16 protein-coding genes are annotated in these 16,270 nt (G+C 45.6%); 8 read left to right on the top strand and 8 right to left on the bottom strand.

Annotation, left to right across the window (positions count from 1 at the left end; genetic code table 11):
- Nucleotides 1-145 precede the first annotated feature (145 nt).
- The 3 genes from H3H32_RS19110 (at nt 146) to H3H32_RS19100 (ending at nt 3,930) form a co-directional block, all read left to right on the top strand.
- Complete coding sequence (locus H3H32_RS19110) at nt 146-1,681, top strand: sensor histidine kinase (RefSeq protein ID WP_182457180.1); 1,536 nt, start codon at nt 146-148, stop codon at nt 1,679-1,681.
- 96 nt (nt 1,682-1,777) lie between these two features.
- Nucleotides 1,778-2,647: a PE-PGRS family protein gene (locus H3H32_RS19105; protein ID WP_182457178.1), complete on the top strand. Its 870-nt coding sequence runs from the start codon at nt 1,778-1,780 to the stop codon at nt 2,645-2,647.
- 101 nt (nt 2,648-2,748) lie between these two features.
- Nucleotides 2,749-3,930 carry a sodium:proton exchanger gene (locus tag H3H32_RS19100; RefSeq protein WP_182457177.1) on the top strand — a complete coding sequence of 394 codons (1,182 nt, stop codon included), beginning with the start codon at nt 2,749-2,751 and terminating at the stop codon, nt 3,928-3,930.
- 113 nt (nt 3,931-4,043) lie between these two features.
- Here the strand turns inward: H3H32_RS19100 and H3H32_RS19095 are convergent, their stop codons facing one another.
- The gene (locus H3H32_RS19095) at nt 4,044-4,376 is read right to left on the bottom strand and encodes a hypothetical protein (protein WP_182457176.1); all 333 of its coding nucleotides are present in this window, start codon (nt 4,374-4,376) and stop codon (nt 4,044-4,046) included.
- A gap of 92 nt (nt 4,377-4,468) precedes the next feature.
- Between H3H32_RS19095 and nhaD the strand changes: the two genes are divergently transcribed.
- Together nhaD and H3H32_RS19085 are read left to right on the top strand one after the other, a co-directional pair.
- Complete coding sequence (nhaD, locus tag H3H32_RS19090) at nt 4,469-5,755, top strand: sodium:proton antiporter NhaD (protein WP_182457175.1); 1,287 nt, start codon at nt 4,469-4,471, stop codon at nt 5,753-5,755.
- A 79-nt stretch (nt 5,756-5,834) separates the two neighbouring features.
- Nucleotides 5,835-6,545, top strand: a complete 711-nt coding sequence (locus H3H32_RS19085) for a hypothetical protein (RefSeq protein ID WP_182457174.1) — start codon at nt 5,835-5,837, stop codon at nt 6,543-6,545.
- Nucleotides 6,546-6,802: 257 nt separating this feature from the next.
- Here H3H32_RS19085 and xrtN read toward each other — a convergent pair whose 3' ends face one another.
- The 7 genes from xrtN to H3H32_RS19050 all read right to left on the bottom strand — a co-directional run bounded on the left by xrtN (nt 6,803) and on the right by H3H32_RS19050 (nt 14,557).
- Entirely contained in the window at nt 6,803-7,918 is a 1,116-nt protein-coding gene (xrtN, locus tag H3H32_RS19080) for an exosortase N (protein ID WP_182457173.1), read from the bottom strand.
- Entirely contained in the window at nt 7,905-10,580 is a 2,676-nt protein-coding gene (locus H3H32_RS19075; RefSeq protein WP_182457172.1) for an XrtN-dependent VIT domain-containing protein, read from the bottom strand. Before H3H32_RS19075 ends, xrtN begins: the two co-directional genes overlap by 14 nt.
- Nucleotides 10,581-10,692: 112 nt before the next feature.
- The gene (locus H3H32_RS19070) at nt 10,693-10,992 is read right to left on the bottom strand and encodes a winged helix-turn-helix domain-containing protein (protein WP_182457170.1); all 300 of its coding nucleotides are present in this window, start codon (nt 10,990-10,992) and stop codon (nt 10,693-10,695) included.
- Complete coding sequence (locus tag H3H32_RS19065; protein WP_182457168.1) at nt 10,989-11,639, bottom strand: hypothetical protein; 651 nt, start codon at nt 11,637-11,639, stop codon at nt 10,989-10,991. The genes H3H32_RS19070 and H3H32_RS19065 overlap by 4 nt, the downstream gene beginning before the upstream one ends.
- Nucleotides 11,640-11,696: 57 nt before the next feature.
- The gene (locus H3H32_RS19060) at nt 11,697-12,065 is read right to left on the bottom strand and encodes a diacylglycerol kinase family protein (RefSeq protein WP_182457166.1); all 369 of its coding nucleotides are present in this window, start codon (nt 12,063-12,065) and stop codon (nt 11,697-11,699) included.
- Nucleotides 12,066-12,106: 41 nt separating this feature from the next.
- Entirely contained in the window at nt 12,107-12,826 is a 720-nt protein-coding gene (locus tag H3H32_RS19055; RefSeq protein WP_182457165.1) for a DUF1361 domain-containing protein, read from the bottom strand.
- A 72-nt stretch (nt 12,827-12,898) separates the two neighbouring features.
- Nucleotides 12,899-14,557 (bottom strand): AAA family ATPase, encoded by a 1,659-nt coding sequence (locus H3H32_RS19050; RefSeq protein WP_182457164.1) that lies wholly within the window; start codon nt 14,555-14,557, stop codon nt 12,899-12,901.
- A gap of 59 nt (nt 14,558-14,616) precedes the next feature.
- On the opposite strand from H3H32_RS19050, the gene mazG reads away from it, so the two are divergent.
- From mazG to H3H32_RS19040, 3 genes are all read left to right on the top strand, one after another.
- Nucleotides 14,617-15,441 carry a nucleoside triphosphate pyrophosphohydrolase gene (mazG, locus tag H3H32_RS19045; protein WP_182457163.1) on the top strand — a complete coding sequence of 275 codons (825 nt, stop codon included), beginning with the start codon at nt 14,617-14,619 and terminating at the stop codon, nt 15,439-15,441.
- A 61-nt stretch (nt 15,442-15,502) separates the two neighbouring features.
- Nucleotides 15,503-15,652, top strand: coding sequence for a hypothetical protein (locus H3H32_RS38040; RefSeq protein ID WP_309547095.1), 150 nt, complete (start codon nt 15,503-15,505; stop codon nt 15,650-15,652).
- Complete coding sequence (locus tag H3H32_RS19040; RefSeq protein ID WP_309547094.1) at nt 15,645-16,235, top strand: metallophosphoesterase; 591 nt, start codon at nt 15,645-15,647, stop codon at nt 16,233-16,235. The genes H3H32_RS38040 and H3H32_RS19040 overlap by 8 nt, the downstream gene beginning before the upstream one ends.
- Nucleotides 16,236-16,270: the final 35 nt, after the last annotated feature.

Below are 16,270 nucleotides of genomic sequence, written 5' to 3'. Positions count from 1 at the left end.
ACTCTAGAAGAATGACTTCAGTTATGGGTTGATCCAGGCAGATTGGCATCGGGAAAATTCGGATTCAAATGACTTATTTGTGGCTACATAAAACAGCGAGATTATTGTAACTTGCTTCCAGTATCGCCCCAACCTGTACCGATCAATGTTACTCGAACAGCCCACCGATGTCGAATTTGCCCAACTTCTGGATGCGTTGCCGGATGCCGTTGTCTGGATGCGGGCTATGCGTAATGAGGCTAAAGAGATTTTGAACTTTAGGATAGACTACGCCAATAAGAAGTCGCAGGAAATGGTGGAGGGTATCTATAAGGCATCCGTCGGAACCCTGTTGTTAGGTGATAATGAGCAACTCCGGCGATCCACCGAGAAAAGCTTTCAAGTAATGTGTGGCGTTATGAAAACCAATCAGCCACACGAATATGATTTCTTTAATTCGCACCTGAATGCCTGGTTTCTGATGAGTCGTTCCAAACTGGGCGACGGAATACTCTGTGTTACGCGCGATATTTCTTCCCTTAAACGCGCCGAGCAAGCCAATCGGCAGCAAACGAATTTGCTGAATAGCGTACTGGATAGCTCACCGAATGGTATTATGTCGTTGGCGTCGGTTCGGGATGACGCCGGGAAACTGATTGACTTTACCTTCTTGTCGGCCAACGAGGCATCCTGCCGAATGGTCGCTAAACCGGTTAATAACTTGGTTGGGCAACGTCTTTTGGCTGTCTTCCCCGAAAATGTCAAGTCAGGCTTGTTCGCTCATTATGTGCATACGGTTGAAACGGGGGAGTCGGTTCGAATCGAAATGCACTATAACTACGACGGGCTGAACTTCTGGGTTGATGTATCGACGAATAAACTTGGTGATGGGCTGGTTATTACCTTCACCGACATATCGGTTCAAAAGCAACTGCATCAACGATTAGAAAACTCGGTTGTTGATCTACAACGATCCAACAAAAACCTGGAGCAGTTTGCCTACGTCGCCAGTCACGATTTGCAGGAGCCTTTGCGGAAAATTCAGGCCTTTGGCGATATTATTCAATCGCAGTACGCGTCGGTTATCGACGATGGAGGGGCCGACATGATTCAGCGGATGCAATCGGCAGCGGCTCGTATGCAGGTCTTAATAAAAGATGTACTGGCCTATTCCAGGGTTACTACAATACGCGAAACATTAAGTGCCGTACAACTGGACCAACTCGTCAACGATGTGTTGGCCGATCTTGAAACGATCATTACAGATAAACGTGCACACATAACGGTAGAGCCTTTGCCTGTGGTACAGGGTGACTCTGCCCAATTGCGTCAACTTTTTCAAAATCTGATTAGTAATGCACTAAAGTTTTCGAAATCAGGCCCAACGTCTCCTGCACCCACTATTGCGATTACAACCCGGAGCCTGTACGGACGAGAAATGAGCGAAATGAATATTTCGGCCAGTGATACTGATCGCTTGTTTCATCTGATTACCGTGGCCGATAATGGGATTGGTTTCGAACCGCACCAGGCCGAACGAATATTTCAGGTATTCCAGCGCCTACACAATCGGACTGAGTACCAGGGGACGGGCATAGGGCTGGCCATTGTTCGTAAAGTGGTTGATAATCACCAGGGCTATATTCGTGCCGATTCGGTACTGAACCAGGGGGCTACTTTCAAAATACTATTACCAGCCTAATTCCCGAAACGAGCGCTTAAATAGCTTTATTAAGCCATGTTTATAACTTTTGCCTATCTGTTCGTTACTTTGACAGTTGAATCAACCGGAATTTTCATGCGTTATTTCATTTTGTTGGTTTTTTGGTTGGCGCTAGCCTCCTGCAAGCTTGCTATACCTGGAGTGTACGAAGCTCAATTTTCTTCAGAGCCAACAGTTACACCCGTAACGGCTGGTCAGATAGACGAAGCATCGGGTATGGCCGACAGTCGGAGCCAGCCTGGTAACCTTTGGATTGAGCAGGACAGCGGTAGCCCGGCCGAACTTGCCCTGTTAGGTTACGATGGGAAAGTAAAGGGCAAAATCAATATTCCGAACAGTACGAATCGTGATTGGGAAGAGATGACGATTGGACCAGGGCCAACAGATGGTACCAATTACCTCTACATTGGCGATATTGGCGATAACAATGCCCAATACTCGACTTGCCAAATCTATCGATTACCGGAGCCTACTTCCTTGCAGGCAACTATCGGGCAGGTTGAACGGATTAACTTCCGCTATCCCGATGGCCCCCGAGATGCCGAGGCCATGTTTGTCGATCCAGCTACGAAAGACATTTACATTATCTCGAAACGAGAAGAAAAGGTCCATTTATACAGTTTGCCTTATCCACAAAATGTTAATGAGATAACTGTAGCTAAAGCCTATGGTGAACTGCCAATAACGTTTGTAACAGGCGCGTCGATCTCGCCCGATGGTTCCGAAATCCTGGTACGGACCTACACCCAGCTTTACTACTGGAAGCGCGATTCTGGACAATCCATTGCCGATGCATTGCAGTATGGAAACACCCGTCAATTAGTAGTACGAGCAGAGCCGCAGGGTGAAGCGGTTTGTTTTGATAAGGACAATAAAGGGTTCTTTACCATCAGTGAACGCGCCAATGCGTCATCCATAAATCTATATTACTACGCCCGGAAATAGTCGCTAGTCAGGTGTCATTAGCCAATAGTAGATACTACAGAACAAGTAGATCGAATCGACTAATGACGCCTGACTAGCGACTTTCGACTATATTTTGACCTATGGATTCATCTATACTGATTATAGTTCTGAGTTTATCGGTATTGATTTCGTACGCCTTTGATTTGTTCAGCAGTCGGTTCAAAACGCCATCTGTTTTGCTGCTGTTGTTATTAGGCATGCTTACAAGGCAGGCAACCGAGTATTTCAAGGTTCAGGTACCTTATGTCAATACGATTTTGCCCACACTGGGTACGTTGGGCCTGATTCTGATTGTGCTGGAAGGCGGACTTGATCTGGAACTCCATACCGACCGTTTAAGCAGCATCCGCCGGACGCTACTGTCGTCACTGATGGCTATTATTGGCGGAACCCTCATTATGGCCGGTATGCTTTACCTGCTTCTCAACGATTCATTTTACCATTGTCTGATTGCCGCCCTGCCATTCTCTATTGTCAGTAGCTCGGTTACCGTTCAGTCCGTAACGAACCTAACAGGCGGGCAGCGTGAATTCGCCGTATATGAGTCAGCGTATGCCAGCATATTAGGCATTATGGCGTATAATTTTCTGCTATTAAGCCGAGGATCGGTGCTAGGAGCCATCTGGTCGTTCACGCGCGATACGCTCGCAATGGCCATTATATCTTTAGGCTGCTGCTTTTTGCTGCTCTATCTAATTGGACGGATCAATCATCGGATCAAATTCCTGCCCATTATTTCGGTACTGTTTCTGGTTTATGCGCTGGCCGAAATAAATCACATGTCGTCACTGCTGTTGATTTTGATTTTCGGCCTGTTTCTGAATAATACAGATTTGTTTATTCGTGGTCGGTTGAGTCAGATTCTGAAAAACGATTTGTTTGAAAAAGAATTGGATCAACTAAAAAACCTGACAGCCGAAGGAGCCTTCGTTGTTCGAACCTTTTTCTATTTAATTCTGGGGTATGCCGCTGTTCCGCACGATCTGGTAGAAATGGACGCCCTGATTGTTAGCGTGTTATTTGTTGTCGTGATTTTTTTCTGGCGCTGGGTAACACTCCGACTAACCTATTCGGGGCCGCTAATTCCACTACTCTGGATTGCACCCCGTGGCCTCATCACTATTTTGCTTTACCTGAATATCCCGGAAGACTTACGGTTAGTAGGCTTTCGCGAAGGCATCCCTACCCTGGTTGTGGTACTATCCTCGGTAGCTACAATGGTTGGGCTGCTCAGAAATCAATCAGTAAGAAATGTAGAGTGATATATTTATTGGTAGATTCTTTGGATTTTACGGATTCTGTGGATTCTATTTTATGGATAACTAGCAATAATAGAATCCACAGAATCCGTAAAATCCAAAGAATCTAAATTATCTCAATATTCCCCATTACTATTCGCGATATAGCGCCAAAATCCCCAGAACGACCGCGTTTTAAGATAGCTCAAATCCTGATCATTGGAAAAAGCTTCACGTTCGAAACTTATATTTCGGTAAGCACTATAATGATCGCGGTAGTGGAATCGCCGGACAAGATACTCCAGCCCGTACCAAATATAAAAAGGGAGAATCCCAAGCTCTGCTTGCTGTCGCAGGTGAATCCGTTCGTGATTGAGTAGGGCTGGCCCAGGGTTTGGTCGCTTTACTAAAATGAACGGAAATAAGGCCATTCCGTCTGGGCCTAACGAAGGCAAATGAATAACAAACATAGTTATACGCGTATAAGCAACAAACAACGACCAGCGCAAAAATATTCACTAATTAGGCCTTCCTAAAGGCGCTAAGTTGTTAGTTTGCATCTATGATTTTATTATTAATTACGGCCTTTGTTATTGGCTATATCCTCATTACACTCGAACACTCGATCAACATTAACAAAACGGCAACGGCACTCATTACGGGCGTCGTTTGCTGGGCTATTTACGCTTTAATGGCTACCCAGCCCGAAACGGTTGGACATCACCTGGCCGAAAGCTTGACCAACACAGCCGAAATACTATTTTTTCTGCTGGGAGCTATGACGGTAGTGGAGCTAATTGATGTTCATGACGGATTTACTCTAATTACGGATCGGATTGCCAGTCGTAATATCCGTACCCTGCTCTGGATCATTAGCCTACTCACATTTTTTTTATCCGCCCTGCTGGATAACCTGACTACGGCGATTGTGATGGTAGCCGTTACCCGGAAGTTGGTGCGAGACCCTGACCAGCGGCATATGATGGCTGGTATGATCATTATTGCTGCCAATGCGGGCGGAGCCTGGTCGCCTATTGGCGATGTGACTACAACAATGCTGTGGATTGGTGGACAAATCACTACGCTTCACATCATGCAATCGCTGCTTTTGCCTAGCCTGGTATCGATGCTGCTGCCACTGGCTATCCTCAGCCGTTCGCAACCGAATGTTCAGGTCAAAATAGCCTCACAAGGGGTTAGCCGACCTTACGTGACCCCAGCGGCACGACGCGACCGTCGGATGATGTTGGCTACCGGATTAGGGGGCATGCTTTTCGTGCCAATTTTCAAGACAGTTACCCACTTGCCTCCCTACATGGGTATGATGCTGGTGCTAGGCGTAATTTGGGTAGTCTCTGAATTGATTCACAGCGATAAAGATGAAGCCGAGCGACAAAAATTTACGGCGGCCTATGCCCTCAGTCGAATTGATGCGCCAAGTATCCTGTTTTTCCTGGGAATTCTTTTGGCCGTAGGCGTGCTGGAGGCAACGGGCATTTTACATAATCTGGCCGGATCGTTAAACCAGGCAATCGGTAATCTGGATGCAATTGTATTCCTGATTGGTATTGTATCCGCCATAGTCGATAATGTTCCTATTGTGGCGGCCACTATGGGAATGTACGACTTGCAAACTTATCCGGTCGATGACAAACTTTGGGCATTTCTGGCCTATTGTGCGGGTACGGGTGGTAGTTTACTGATTATAGGATCGGCAGCAGGGGTAGCCATTATGGGTATGGAGAAACTGACTTTCGGGTGGTATTTGCGAAAAATTAGCGGGCTTGCGTTGGTGGGTTATGTGGCTGGCGCACTAGTCTATCTAATCGAATTTGCCCTGATAAATTAATCCGAAAATCGCCTAAGTGAAGGGTATTGCCGTTTACTAAACGATGCTTTACCTTTGAAAAAGACATAACCTAAACATCATGAAAAAGATAAAAATACTGACCGGCACCCTGCTTGTTTTGGGGCAATTAGCTATAGCGCAGACGGCACCGACTGCTGATGAAGTGATCAACAAATATATTGCAGCTATTGGGGGTAAAGAGGCCTTGATGAACGTGACAGACATGACGACCAATATGTCGTCGGATATGAATGGTAATTCCATTATCATCACCCGCAAACAGAAATTGCCCAATAAATTTTCGATGGTGATTAATGCCAACGGAATGGAAATAATGCGACAGGTTGGCGATGGTGAGAAGGTTTTACGAGGGGGTATGCAGGGCACCAATACCATAGAAGGGACAGAAGCAAAACAGATGACGGCGATCAATACTCTTTTTCCTGAATTACACTATGCCGAAAATGGAGTGACAAGCACGCTCGTTGGTACTGAAAAAATAGAGGGCAAGGATACCTATAAACTGAGCCATGCACTGGCCGATGGGAGAGGCACCTGGACGGATAATTTTGATGTAACAACAGGCCTGAAGGTACAGTCGATTGCCACGAACAAGTCGCCTAGGGGCGAAATGACCACCACCAGTGTTTACTCCGATTATAAAGATACCAACGGCATTAAGTTTCCCATGACCATTACACAGACATCACCACGCGGCCCCATGACGATGTCGGTCGATAATGTGAAGATTAACAAGGGAATAAAAGACTCAGAATTTTCTACGAAGTAGTTTAACGTGAATAATGGATATAATCTGAAGTTATTAATTGATTGTCAGTTATTTATAATATTGTTTTTTGTCATCCCGACGTCAGGAGGGATCTTCGGCAACTGGTTATTTACCGAAGATCCCTCCTGACGTCGGGATGACAAAAAACTAGTATAATTCTATTCGTAAATCCTCCATAATTCACGTTAGTTTAGGAAAGAGCTATGCGTGTTGTCAAGTTCATGAACCTGACAACACGCATAGCTACTATACATGGCCTAAGATTGCCGGAATGGCTTCTCGACGGTCAGATTGACAAGCACAAACCCCGTTTCGCCCCGAAGCATCCGCCCGCGCATCGTCAGTTGGCTTATTGTGGTTAACGTTCCATTGCTGAACCACCAGGCGGTATATAGAGTCTGGCCTCTTTTTCGCAACTCCCCAACATAAGCCGGGTGCCCATCGACTACCGTTTCCCGAACCCGGCGAAGTTCATAACCGCTGCCCTGCCAACAAGCCATCGGGCTATGATCAGCACTGAACCAGTCGGACTGTGGTTTTAGATAGAGTAATAAGCCTGGTTTTGAAAGTTGAATAAATCCGTTGGCAAGGACTTTTCGCTGGCAGCCAGACTCATAACTAGAGCCAATGCCTAGCGTCGATTTAGAATTTGTACCGATTTTGATCGGCTTATTGTTTGGTAGAGCCGCTAAAGCTCTGATGCTAAGGCCAGCCACCACTAACCCGAAGCTCCAGCGTGCTGGTTTTAACAGGTTAGTGGCTAACTCCAGGGATGAGTTGTAGGACTCTACCTGGCCCATTCGCTGTACGAATAGACGCGCCAGCCACCAGGTCGGGAGCCATGTATAAACCAGCACACAGGCCAAGCCGATGCCTTCATGTTCCCAGGTGCCGGGCATTGCCCCTAAAGCGACCAATAGCACGATTCGAAACAAATTGCAGAAAATAGTTAGTCCAAAAACGACTGACTGATAAGGGATTATCCAACCCAGTGAGACCTTTTTTTGCTGTTCACGCTCTTGCCAAATTAGCGCGAACAGCCCAGCCAAAAGCGACACACCAGTGAGTTGTAGCCCCATACAGGCAGGGTCAACAGCCATTTCAACAGAACCAAATTCTCGGGTGGTTTTAATAAGTACATTGCCTTCTACCTGCACATTCAGGCCAACTAATCGAAGCAAACTACCCGCCCAGGTGCTGAGCTGCAAACGAATTGGGAACGAGAAGAGGGCAGAAAGATAACGGAGAACGGGTGAGAGTAGGCATAAGGTCACTAACCGGCCCGTCCAGCGGTTCCTGCCTGCGTTGCCTGGCCACCAGGCGTAAACGAGTAGTGAAATTGCCAGTAATGTGGTCAGATCAATTGAGAGCATATCTCTTTCGCCAAATCAGCCATCCAATTAAACTCGCCAGCATAATCAACAAGGCCCATTCGTGGGGTTCGGGTACAGCTCCTTCTTGTTTCAGAGTAGCGTTGTCAAGGCCTGAATTGTCTTTTTTAATGCCAAATCGATCGTAATCAGCAGCCGTTTCGAGAACAACTAAACTCGATATTGGCGATACAATATGAGCCTGTTGGGCTTCCTGAATGAGTGCCTCTGTCTGGTAGTTCTTGACAAAATACTGTCGCCCAATCTGGTGTAATAATCGATTGTACGTAAATAAGCGGGCAAGATGGTCTGGGGCTACCGACGCCTGGTCTGGTTGGCTGGATGTTTCGCGAATGGCAATCCCGGCTTCGGGCAACTCGATAAGTGCTGGTTCATTGGTTTGGCAAGGGAACTCGTGACTGTTGACATACTGAGTCAGATTGAAACTATAGCCTGTTGTCACGTTTAGCACGCTGAGTTCTGCCAACGTTTTTAGGTAAGGCGTGAGGTTGTTTGGCTGATCATCTGATCGATAACAAAATGTACGAATAGGTACTTGCTGTTTCGCTAATTGCCCCAGATTTTCGGCAAACGGGCTATTCTTTAAGTCGCTCAACGTGGGCGATATATCTGTGCTTTTCGTAATGAGCAGAGCCGTTGCCGGATTCTGAATCCGATAAATTGGGAAGAGGCTAAATTCTTGTTTATGGAGTCGTTTATAAGTTGGTTCCAGTTCTGTTTCGTCAAGCTCTTTTAATCCATCATCGAATACCCAAGCCCGGCAGTTTGGCTGGCGTTGAATCATCTGAAAGGCCTCTTTAAACTCACTTTGACTCCACGATTTGTTTACGTCCAGATACACATCAGTAGGCGTAAATGACTCATTTTCTGGTATTAGTGATTCTGTTTTATAAGCCTGATTGTTGAGTATAAAGGCATCGGTAGATAAATTCGGTGCGTCGAATACGAGTTGCCAATCAGGATTGTAACGGCCCTGATGCGTAAGCGTTTTACTGTTGAGCGCTTGCCATAACCAGGGCTTTGTGATATTGATCGGGGTTGAATCAAAATCGACATGAATAAGCTCTTTTGCCGAACTCGCATCCGGGCCTTCGACATACGGAACCTGATAAGTTAGCCGATTTGCCATTGGACTGCTCTTAAATGTCAAGGGAGAAGTAATGCCTAATTTTACGCGCCGATCTTCACCGGCCAGGCATGGAAATACGCGCACAGTTACCCGATTCCCCTCCTGCCAATACACGACTGATGGATCTCGAGCGATGATTTTTGACTCTACGTTTACAATTCTACGATAGGCTGAATCGGCTTTGGCAACGGTTGTCAGTCGAGCAGGCTCCTCGCGGCCGTTAACCCAGAGTGACATGGACGAAACGACCGAACCCGGTGGCATATGAAACGTAAGCAGGGCTTCTTCGGTGGTGTTACGTGCCTGATTCCGAATCCGAAATGTTTGCTCGGTATAACTCACCCGAAATTGCGGCCAGATACGCACCTGCGATACAATATCCTGTATTGCCAAGTGCCGACCCGTCCAGAACTTCTCTTCCGAGCCATGTCGGTTGCCCATAAGCACCTTTAACAAGGCTAGTTGGTCGGCATTGCTCAGTACATCGATAGGAAACAATTGCGAAGCAATAACGATCAGCGGATCATGTTCGCGCACATCGTCGGAAGCCGTTAGCCCACCAAAACCCCAACTACTGTCATCGAAAAAATGGCCCTGTGCATATACTCGATTACTCAACAAAAGCCGATTGGTAATCCAGCTAGATACAGCGCCGTTTTGTTTAAGTTGTTGAGCGATAAGAACCCAGTCGGGGAGATCGCTGGTTTTTCGGATGGTAGCTTCCAGCCGCGTTTGCTCCATAGAGTTAAGGTCGCGAATCCAGCCGCTTAGAAATAAACCGATGGCCAGAAGCGGTACAGATAGCCCAACGCTAATACCAAGTCGCAAATGTTCTTCGCGTTTTGCATCCTCCCACAGTCGTTTCCCAAGTGTGATCGCGAAAAGAAGTGGCACGAACGTATGAACGGATAAGCCTAACCCAAGTAGTAATGGTATGCTAATGATATACAGTTGACACACGTAAATAGCCATATAGGCAAACAACCACCAGCCAACCGCCAGCACAGCATAAAGTAACTGCTGCATCCGAACGGTTAGCGATTCTTTCCAACTGTACAGGACCATAGCTACTCCAACCAAGACGAGTGCCCAACACAGCCACGAAGTCGATTTTTGAAAGACAGACATATTGCGGTTCAAGGCGTAGGCACTGATGAGCCATAGCAACAAACCCAGCCATCTTGAGTGACGACCTTCAGGATACTGTTTCCAGTGGAAATGAAGAATATTGCCCGTTAATAACATCAACGAGAAGAATAAGGCCAGGGCGTAATGAAGCATAAAGAATACATTGTTCATCGCACTTTCCTTACGCGTCTCAGAGAAGTCATACACCAAATACGCTCCCCCCGAAATCAATAGCAGTACAAGTCCTAAACCAAATGTTGAATCTCGGAACGGTTCCAGTAGACGAGAACGGGGAGATGCAGACAGACCATATTCGATGTTATCTGTCTGTGCGATTGGTAGTTCAGAATCAGCTTTCAGTTGATTCTCTTTCGATTCTATCTTCATGAAAGTACTTTGTTTTACAAAGTTAAAAGGGTAAAAAATAGCGACATAGGGTCTTACAAACACTGGTTAAGGTTTGTGTTATAGGCAAGTAAGGATACTGTGCAGGATGGATTTACATATTCTTAATAAACGCTTCTAAGGCATTCAGGTGATCCGTAAATGCCTGTTGGCCAAGTGGTGTTGCCGAGTAAGTGGTATTCGGTTTTCGCCCAATAAACTGCTTCTGTACAGCTACATAGCCCGCTTCTTCCAGCGCACGAAGGTGCGTGGCCAGATTGCCGTCTGTGAGGCCAAGCAGTTCTTTCAGTGCATTAAAACTCAGGGAGTCATTAACCATCAGAACCGACATGATGCTTAGCCGCGCTTTGCTTTCAAAGGCTTTGTTAAACTGAGCGAGCAGGTCGTTATTCATGCAGTAGTACGTTCATATTTGTAGTACATGGCCAGGCCGTACACAATGTGCAGAACCCCAAAGCCAAGTGACCACGTCAACAGGTTATAGCCCGGCCAAAACACCGACAGCAGGCCCAATATAATTTCGCAATAGGCCAAAGATTCCACATCGCGAAAGGTGTATTTGCTGCCATTGTACAACGCCAGTCCATAAAAAATAAGCGTTGCCGGAAAGGCCAGCCAAATCAGATTATAGAAAAGGAGGGCAAGGCAAAATATTCCACCAGTTGCCAGCGGAACAGCCATTGCCCAAAGTAACCGCTGAGACGATTGATTCCAAACGCTCTGACCCTGTCGTCGCGCTTTTCGAAGGGTAAAATACGTACCCGCTAGCAGAGCTGCTACAAGCACACCAGCTGCTACACTGACTAAAAACTGCCGTTGATCGTGATAGTTTAGTTGAGTAGCTCCTGTCGAGTGGCCACTGTCAGTAAGCCGGGTTAAGAAGCTTGTCTGCAAACGCATGGAGACAAGAAAGGCTCCGATCAGGGCAATTACTCCCGCCGATACGCCCGATAAGCCACTCAATGACAGGAATTTAGAAGAGCGCTCCATCAGGCTACGGATTTCCGTCAGCGTTTGCAGGTGTTCGCGGGATTCGTGCATAGTCTAAAGAACGAAAGTGTAGAAAGAGTAAACGTAACTGAATAATGAATGACTAATTTATTGAAAGGATTCCAGGAGCCGCCCGCCAAGGATGATTAGACCTACAATCACGGCTACAATAGCTAAAATTAACACAGCCCCTGATGCCATATCTTTAATCGCTTTGATTTGTGGATGTAGTCCTGGCGATACAAAATCACATAATTTTTCAATGGCGGTATTGAAGGCTTCGGCAGTCCAAACCAATCCGATTTGCGTTAAAATAATAGCCCATTCAGTACGGTTTAGGTGCAAATATAAACCAGCCGCAACAACCAGACCGGCAATCAGTAGATGTACTTTCGCATTATTCTCGAAACGGAATAAATCCAGAATACCTTGCCCGGCAAATCGAAAACTGCGGATGACTTTACGAAAATCAATCATTGGGCAAACATAACATTAAAATAAGCGTACTGGGTGCCTGGTTATAGTTTGTGTGGCTTTTCCTCGTGCTCGGCATACCAGTAAAAGGCCACGTACAAAACAATCAGAACAAAGCCGTAAGCCAATGTAAGTTTTATGCTCAAATGGTCGTGATAGACATGGGCAATAGCCGAGGTGAGTGCGGATGGATTGGTCAATATATCCCAGCTATTCCAGCGACCAACGCGGCCCAGATAAATGCCAAATCCCGACAGAATCTGGCAAATCAGCATCAGCCCCCAGGTTAGCCATTGCCCCATTTGTGGCCGAAGCATTCGGTGAACCAGCAAAATGGAATACAAACCGATCAATAATCCAGTTAACGCAAAAAGGAATATCGTCATAGTATCGAACCAGAGAAGAGGATGGTCGATATTTTTGATGTGGAACAGATCGGTAATAATATAGGGGGCATTGGGTAAAAAGACCAGCCAGAGCAGTAGAGCACCCACAAAGAGCCACCGGCTTCTAAACCACGACGGGCCACCCGCTGCTCGTAAATCGCGAAGAACCAGCACGACGCCCAATGGAAACCACGCCAGAAACAGGTTCCAGGTTAACATGACGAAGAACCACCAATTACCCGTTAAAAGACCACGGGTTATCACTAAAGTTAGCCCCGCTATCGTTAAAAGTGTTAGGGCCCGAAGGCCTTTTCCCGTCTGTGTGTCGCGGATTGGTGACAAGGCCGGGCTATACGGTGAAGCGTAGTGTGTTTGCATATGTAAAGTACTTTGTATTGCAAAGTAAATAAATAAAAGGAGTGACAATCAAGAAAACCAGCGAAAATATTTCTACCGGTTCAGAATGGCTTGGATTTGTTGCCGAAACCAGTTGGTTTGAACGAGGCTTTTTTGAGGAATTTTTCCAAGAGCAGGATCTATCTTTTCATGCTGGTTTTTCATATTGAGATACTTGTAAAACCGCTCAAAATCGTCGCTTTTTAAATCGTGCACAATGGAATCTGTGGATTTGTCTTTAAGCTTATCATCCGTTTTAAACTCTTCATAAGTCTGACGAGAAGATATAAGCCCCGGCAAAATATAGTCGTAACGTTCCTGCTTATACTGATTTAGAGCTTTAATATACGTAGCACGGTCAAATCCAGTCGGATTTAGTTCAGTGAGGTTATCTGGATGATATAAATAGTTTTCGAAGTTGTAGTAGCGAAGTATATGATGATTTGGGTAGATCGATTCTATTTTTTCAATTTCAGTATCCGATATAAAATCTCGATCACGAAGAGAATGGTATCTTGGATCGTTTTTCACCTGTAGAAATACACTGCGTGCGTCCTTCATACCCACAAAGATTGTATTGGGAAGGGCTAGCAGATTATAGAATTCAGCATTTTGGTTCTCACAGGCTACTACTTTCTTGTCCTTCATAATCTCAAAAAGCATCTCCTTAGGCACAGCAATGTCGTACACATCTAAGCGCTCCTTGGGTTCAGGAAACAGGGTCTGAGGCTGGTCGAAATCCAGATCGTCGAAATCGATAATTACTCCTTTTTCATACTGTCGGGCATAGTCGATAAAGCCAAGCGAGTGCGAAGCTGTCCAGAGTTGACAGTTTTCTGGAATCCAGTTTTCAGTAATTTCTTTAAGCAGGTTGAATTGTAGCTTGGTATTCAGATGGAGATCTATTTCATCAAAAAAATAAACCGTATCCGTAAATTGATCTCGACGAACGAGCAGATTAAAAAGGATATTGAAAACTTCTTTCTCCCCTGCGCTTAAATAATCGTATGATATTTCGGATTCTCCCTTTCTAAAATTTACCTGAGTTGCCTGCCCTTCGCCAGGTGGTATAAACTCAATAAGCGATAGTCTGTTAATTAGCTGAGAGTCGAAAATGCGATCAAAAGCTTGATTTATAGGCTCTATATATTTGTCCTTTATCTGTTGAGCAGAAGCTCCATTCCTGAAAATCTCCTGGAAAATTTGCCTTGCTATACGGTCTATATCAGCTTCAAACCGATTATCGCGGTCAATAAAAGTACGGGGTCTATCTGAGTCGGCTTCGATTGTAGAGACACTGTTCTCTTCTGATTGACGCCGGGTTAACCTAGCAACTTGCCGAAAGCTTGTTCGGCCATAGAAGGCCTTATCTGATAATTTACTAATAGATATAGGTGATTTCGTCTCTTCAAATCGAGATGATTCTCCTTGATTGTCTTCTATAAAAATAGTGGTTTGTAAGTCTCTACGCTTTTTCAGAGAAGAAAGGCTGCTCAACAAACTTTGCATAGCGCCTTTATACTCTGAACCACTCTTTTGATGGATATGCGTTTTTGATCCTGTGTTTAAAAACTCAAACGCATCAAATACCGACGACTTGCCCGACCCATTGGAACCAATAAGTAAGACCAATTTCGCATTCGTAGGAATGCCATCAATGGTTAAGTCAGTAAAGCGTTTGAAGTTCTGTAGTTCTACCTTTGTGATGTACATAGTACAAAGTTGAACAATTTCAATAGTTTTTGAATAAGTGTTTTGTGTAAGTTTACACCATGACCCTTTCTGAATTACCCCCTCGTCGTCAGGAACAACTGATGGCATTCGACCGGCTGCTGACCATCATGGACGAACTGCGTGAACAGTGTCCGTGGGATCGAAAACAGACGATGGATACCTTACGACATCTGACCATCGAAGAAACCTACGAACTCTCCGACGCTATTCTGGAAAAAGATCTTCCAGAGATACGGAAAGAGTTGGGCGACATTCAATTACACCTGGTTTTCTACGCTAAAATTGCTTCTGAACTAGAAGCCGGATCGCCAGGCCGGTTCGATATGGCTGATGTGCTGAATGGCGTTTGTGACAAGCTCATTAGTCGGCACCCGCATATCTATGGGGACGTGGTCGCCGAAACAGAAGAGCAGGTAAAGGCCAACTGGGAGCAGCTTAAACTGAAGGAAGGCAACAAATCGGTGTTGGGGGGCGTACCTGGCTCGTTACCCGCTCTGGTAAAAGCCATGCGTATCCAGGAAAAGGCCCGTGGCGCTGGTTTCGACTGGGACGAGAAACAACAGGTCTGGGAAAAGGTAGAGGAAGAAATGCAGGAGTTCAAGGCTGAATTTAATGCCGAGAGCAACGAAGCAATTAACCACGAGCGGGCCGAAGGCGAGTTCGGGGATCTCTTGTTCTCGTTGGTCAATTATGCCCGTTTCATCGATATCAATCCCGAAACGGCTCTCGAACGTACCAATAAAAAATTCATCAAACGATTTCAGTACCTGGAGGAACAAGCTCGTGCTAATGGCAAAACGTTGAATGATATGACATTAGCTGAGATGGACGTGTACTGGAACGAAGCGAAGAAAGATATATGATGTAGGGTATATGATATATTCTGACCCTCATACTTACTATATCCTATATCATACATAAATTATGCGTATAGCCTTTATAACAGACATACATATTGGTGCTGAGGGCGAAAAGATGCAGGGTGTTGATGTCCGGCAGAATTTTCTGAAAGCCCTGGAATTCGTGAGAAGTTTGAAACCCAATTGTTTAGTCGTGGGGGGGAGATTTGTGTAATGCACACGGCGATCGGTCTATTTACGAATGGGTAAAAAAGCACCTTGACGAATTGCCCATCCCGCATTACGTGATTGCAGGTAATCATGATGATACGGCTATACTGGCCGATGTATTTCAAAAAAAACATGATCTGAATAGCAATGAATTATATTATGCATTGCCGCTCGAGGGTCGACCAGCTTTGTTTTTGGATTCATCAAAAGGCGAATTTTCGTCAGCTCAGTGGACCTGGCTACGTGATTATTTAGCCGCATTGCGCGATACGAATGTGCTGATTATGATGCATCATCCGCCCCTTCCGGCCGATGTAGAATTTATGGATACCAAGTATCCGTTCCGGCAAAGTGATGAATTCCTTGAGCTAGTCCACGAATTACCTTGTCATGTAACGGTTGTTTGTGGCCATTATCATGTCGATAAAATTGTGCAGCGCGGTAATCTGCTGGTGTTGCTTTCGCCGTCAACGTTCTACCAGATGAGACAGGATACTCCGGAATTTGCCGTTGATCATTATCGTATCGGTATCCGCGAAATTAACCTTTCTACGCATGGCACGACTAGTGCGGTGCATTATATCTGAACTGAACTCTGCTGAGAAAATTAGCTTATTGCCCC

It is taken from the genome of Spirosoma foliorum, from assembly GCF_014117325.1.
Taxonomy (GTDB): domain Bacteria; phylum Bacteroidota; class Bacteroidia; order Cytophagales; family Spirosomataceae; genus Spirosoma; species Spirosoma foliorum.
The sequence above is the reverse complement of the archived record's forward strand: the minus strand, read 5'-3'. Positions and strand labels throughout refer to the sequence as shown.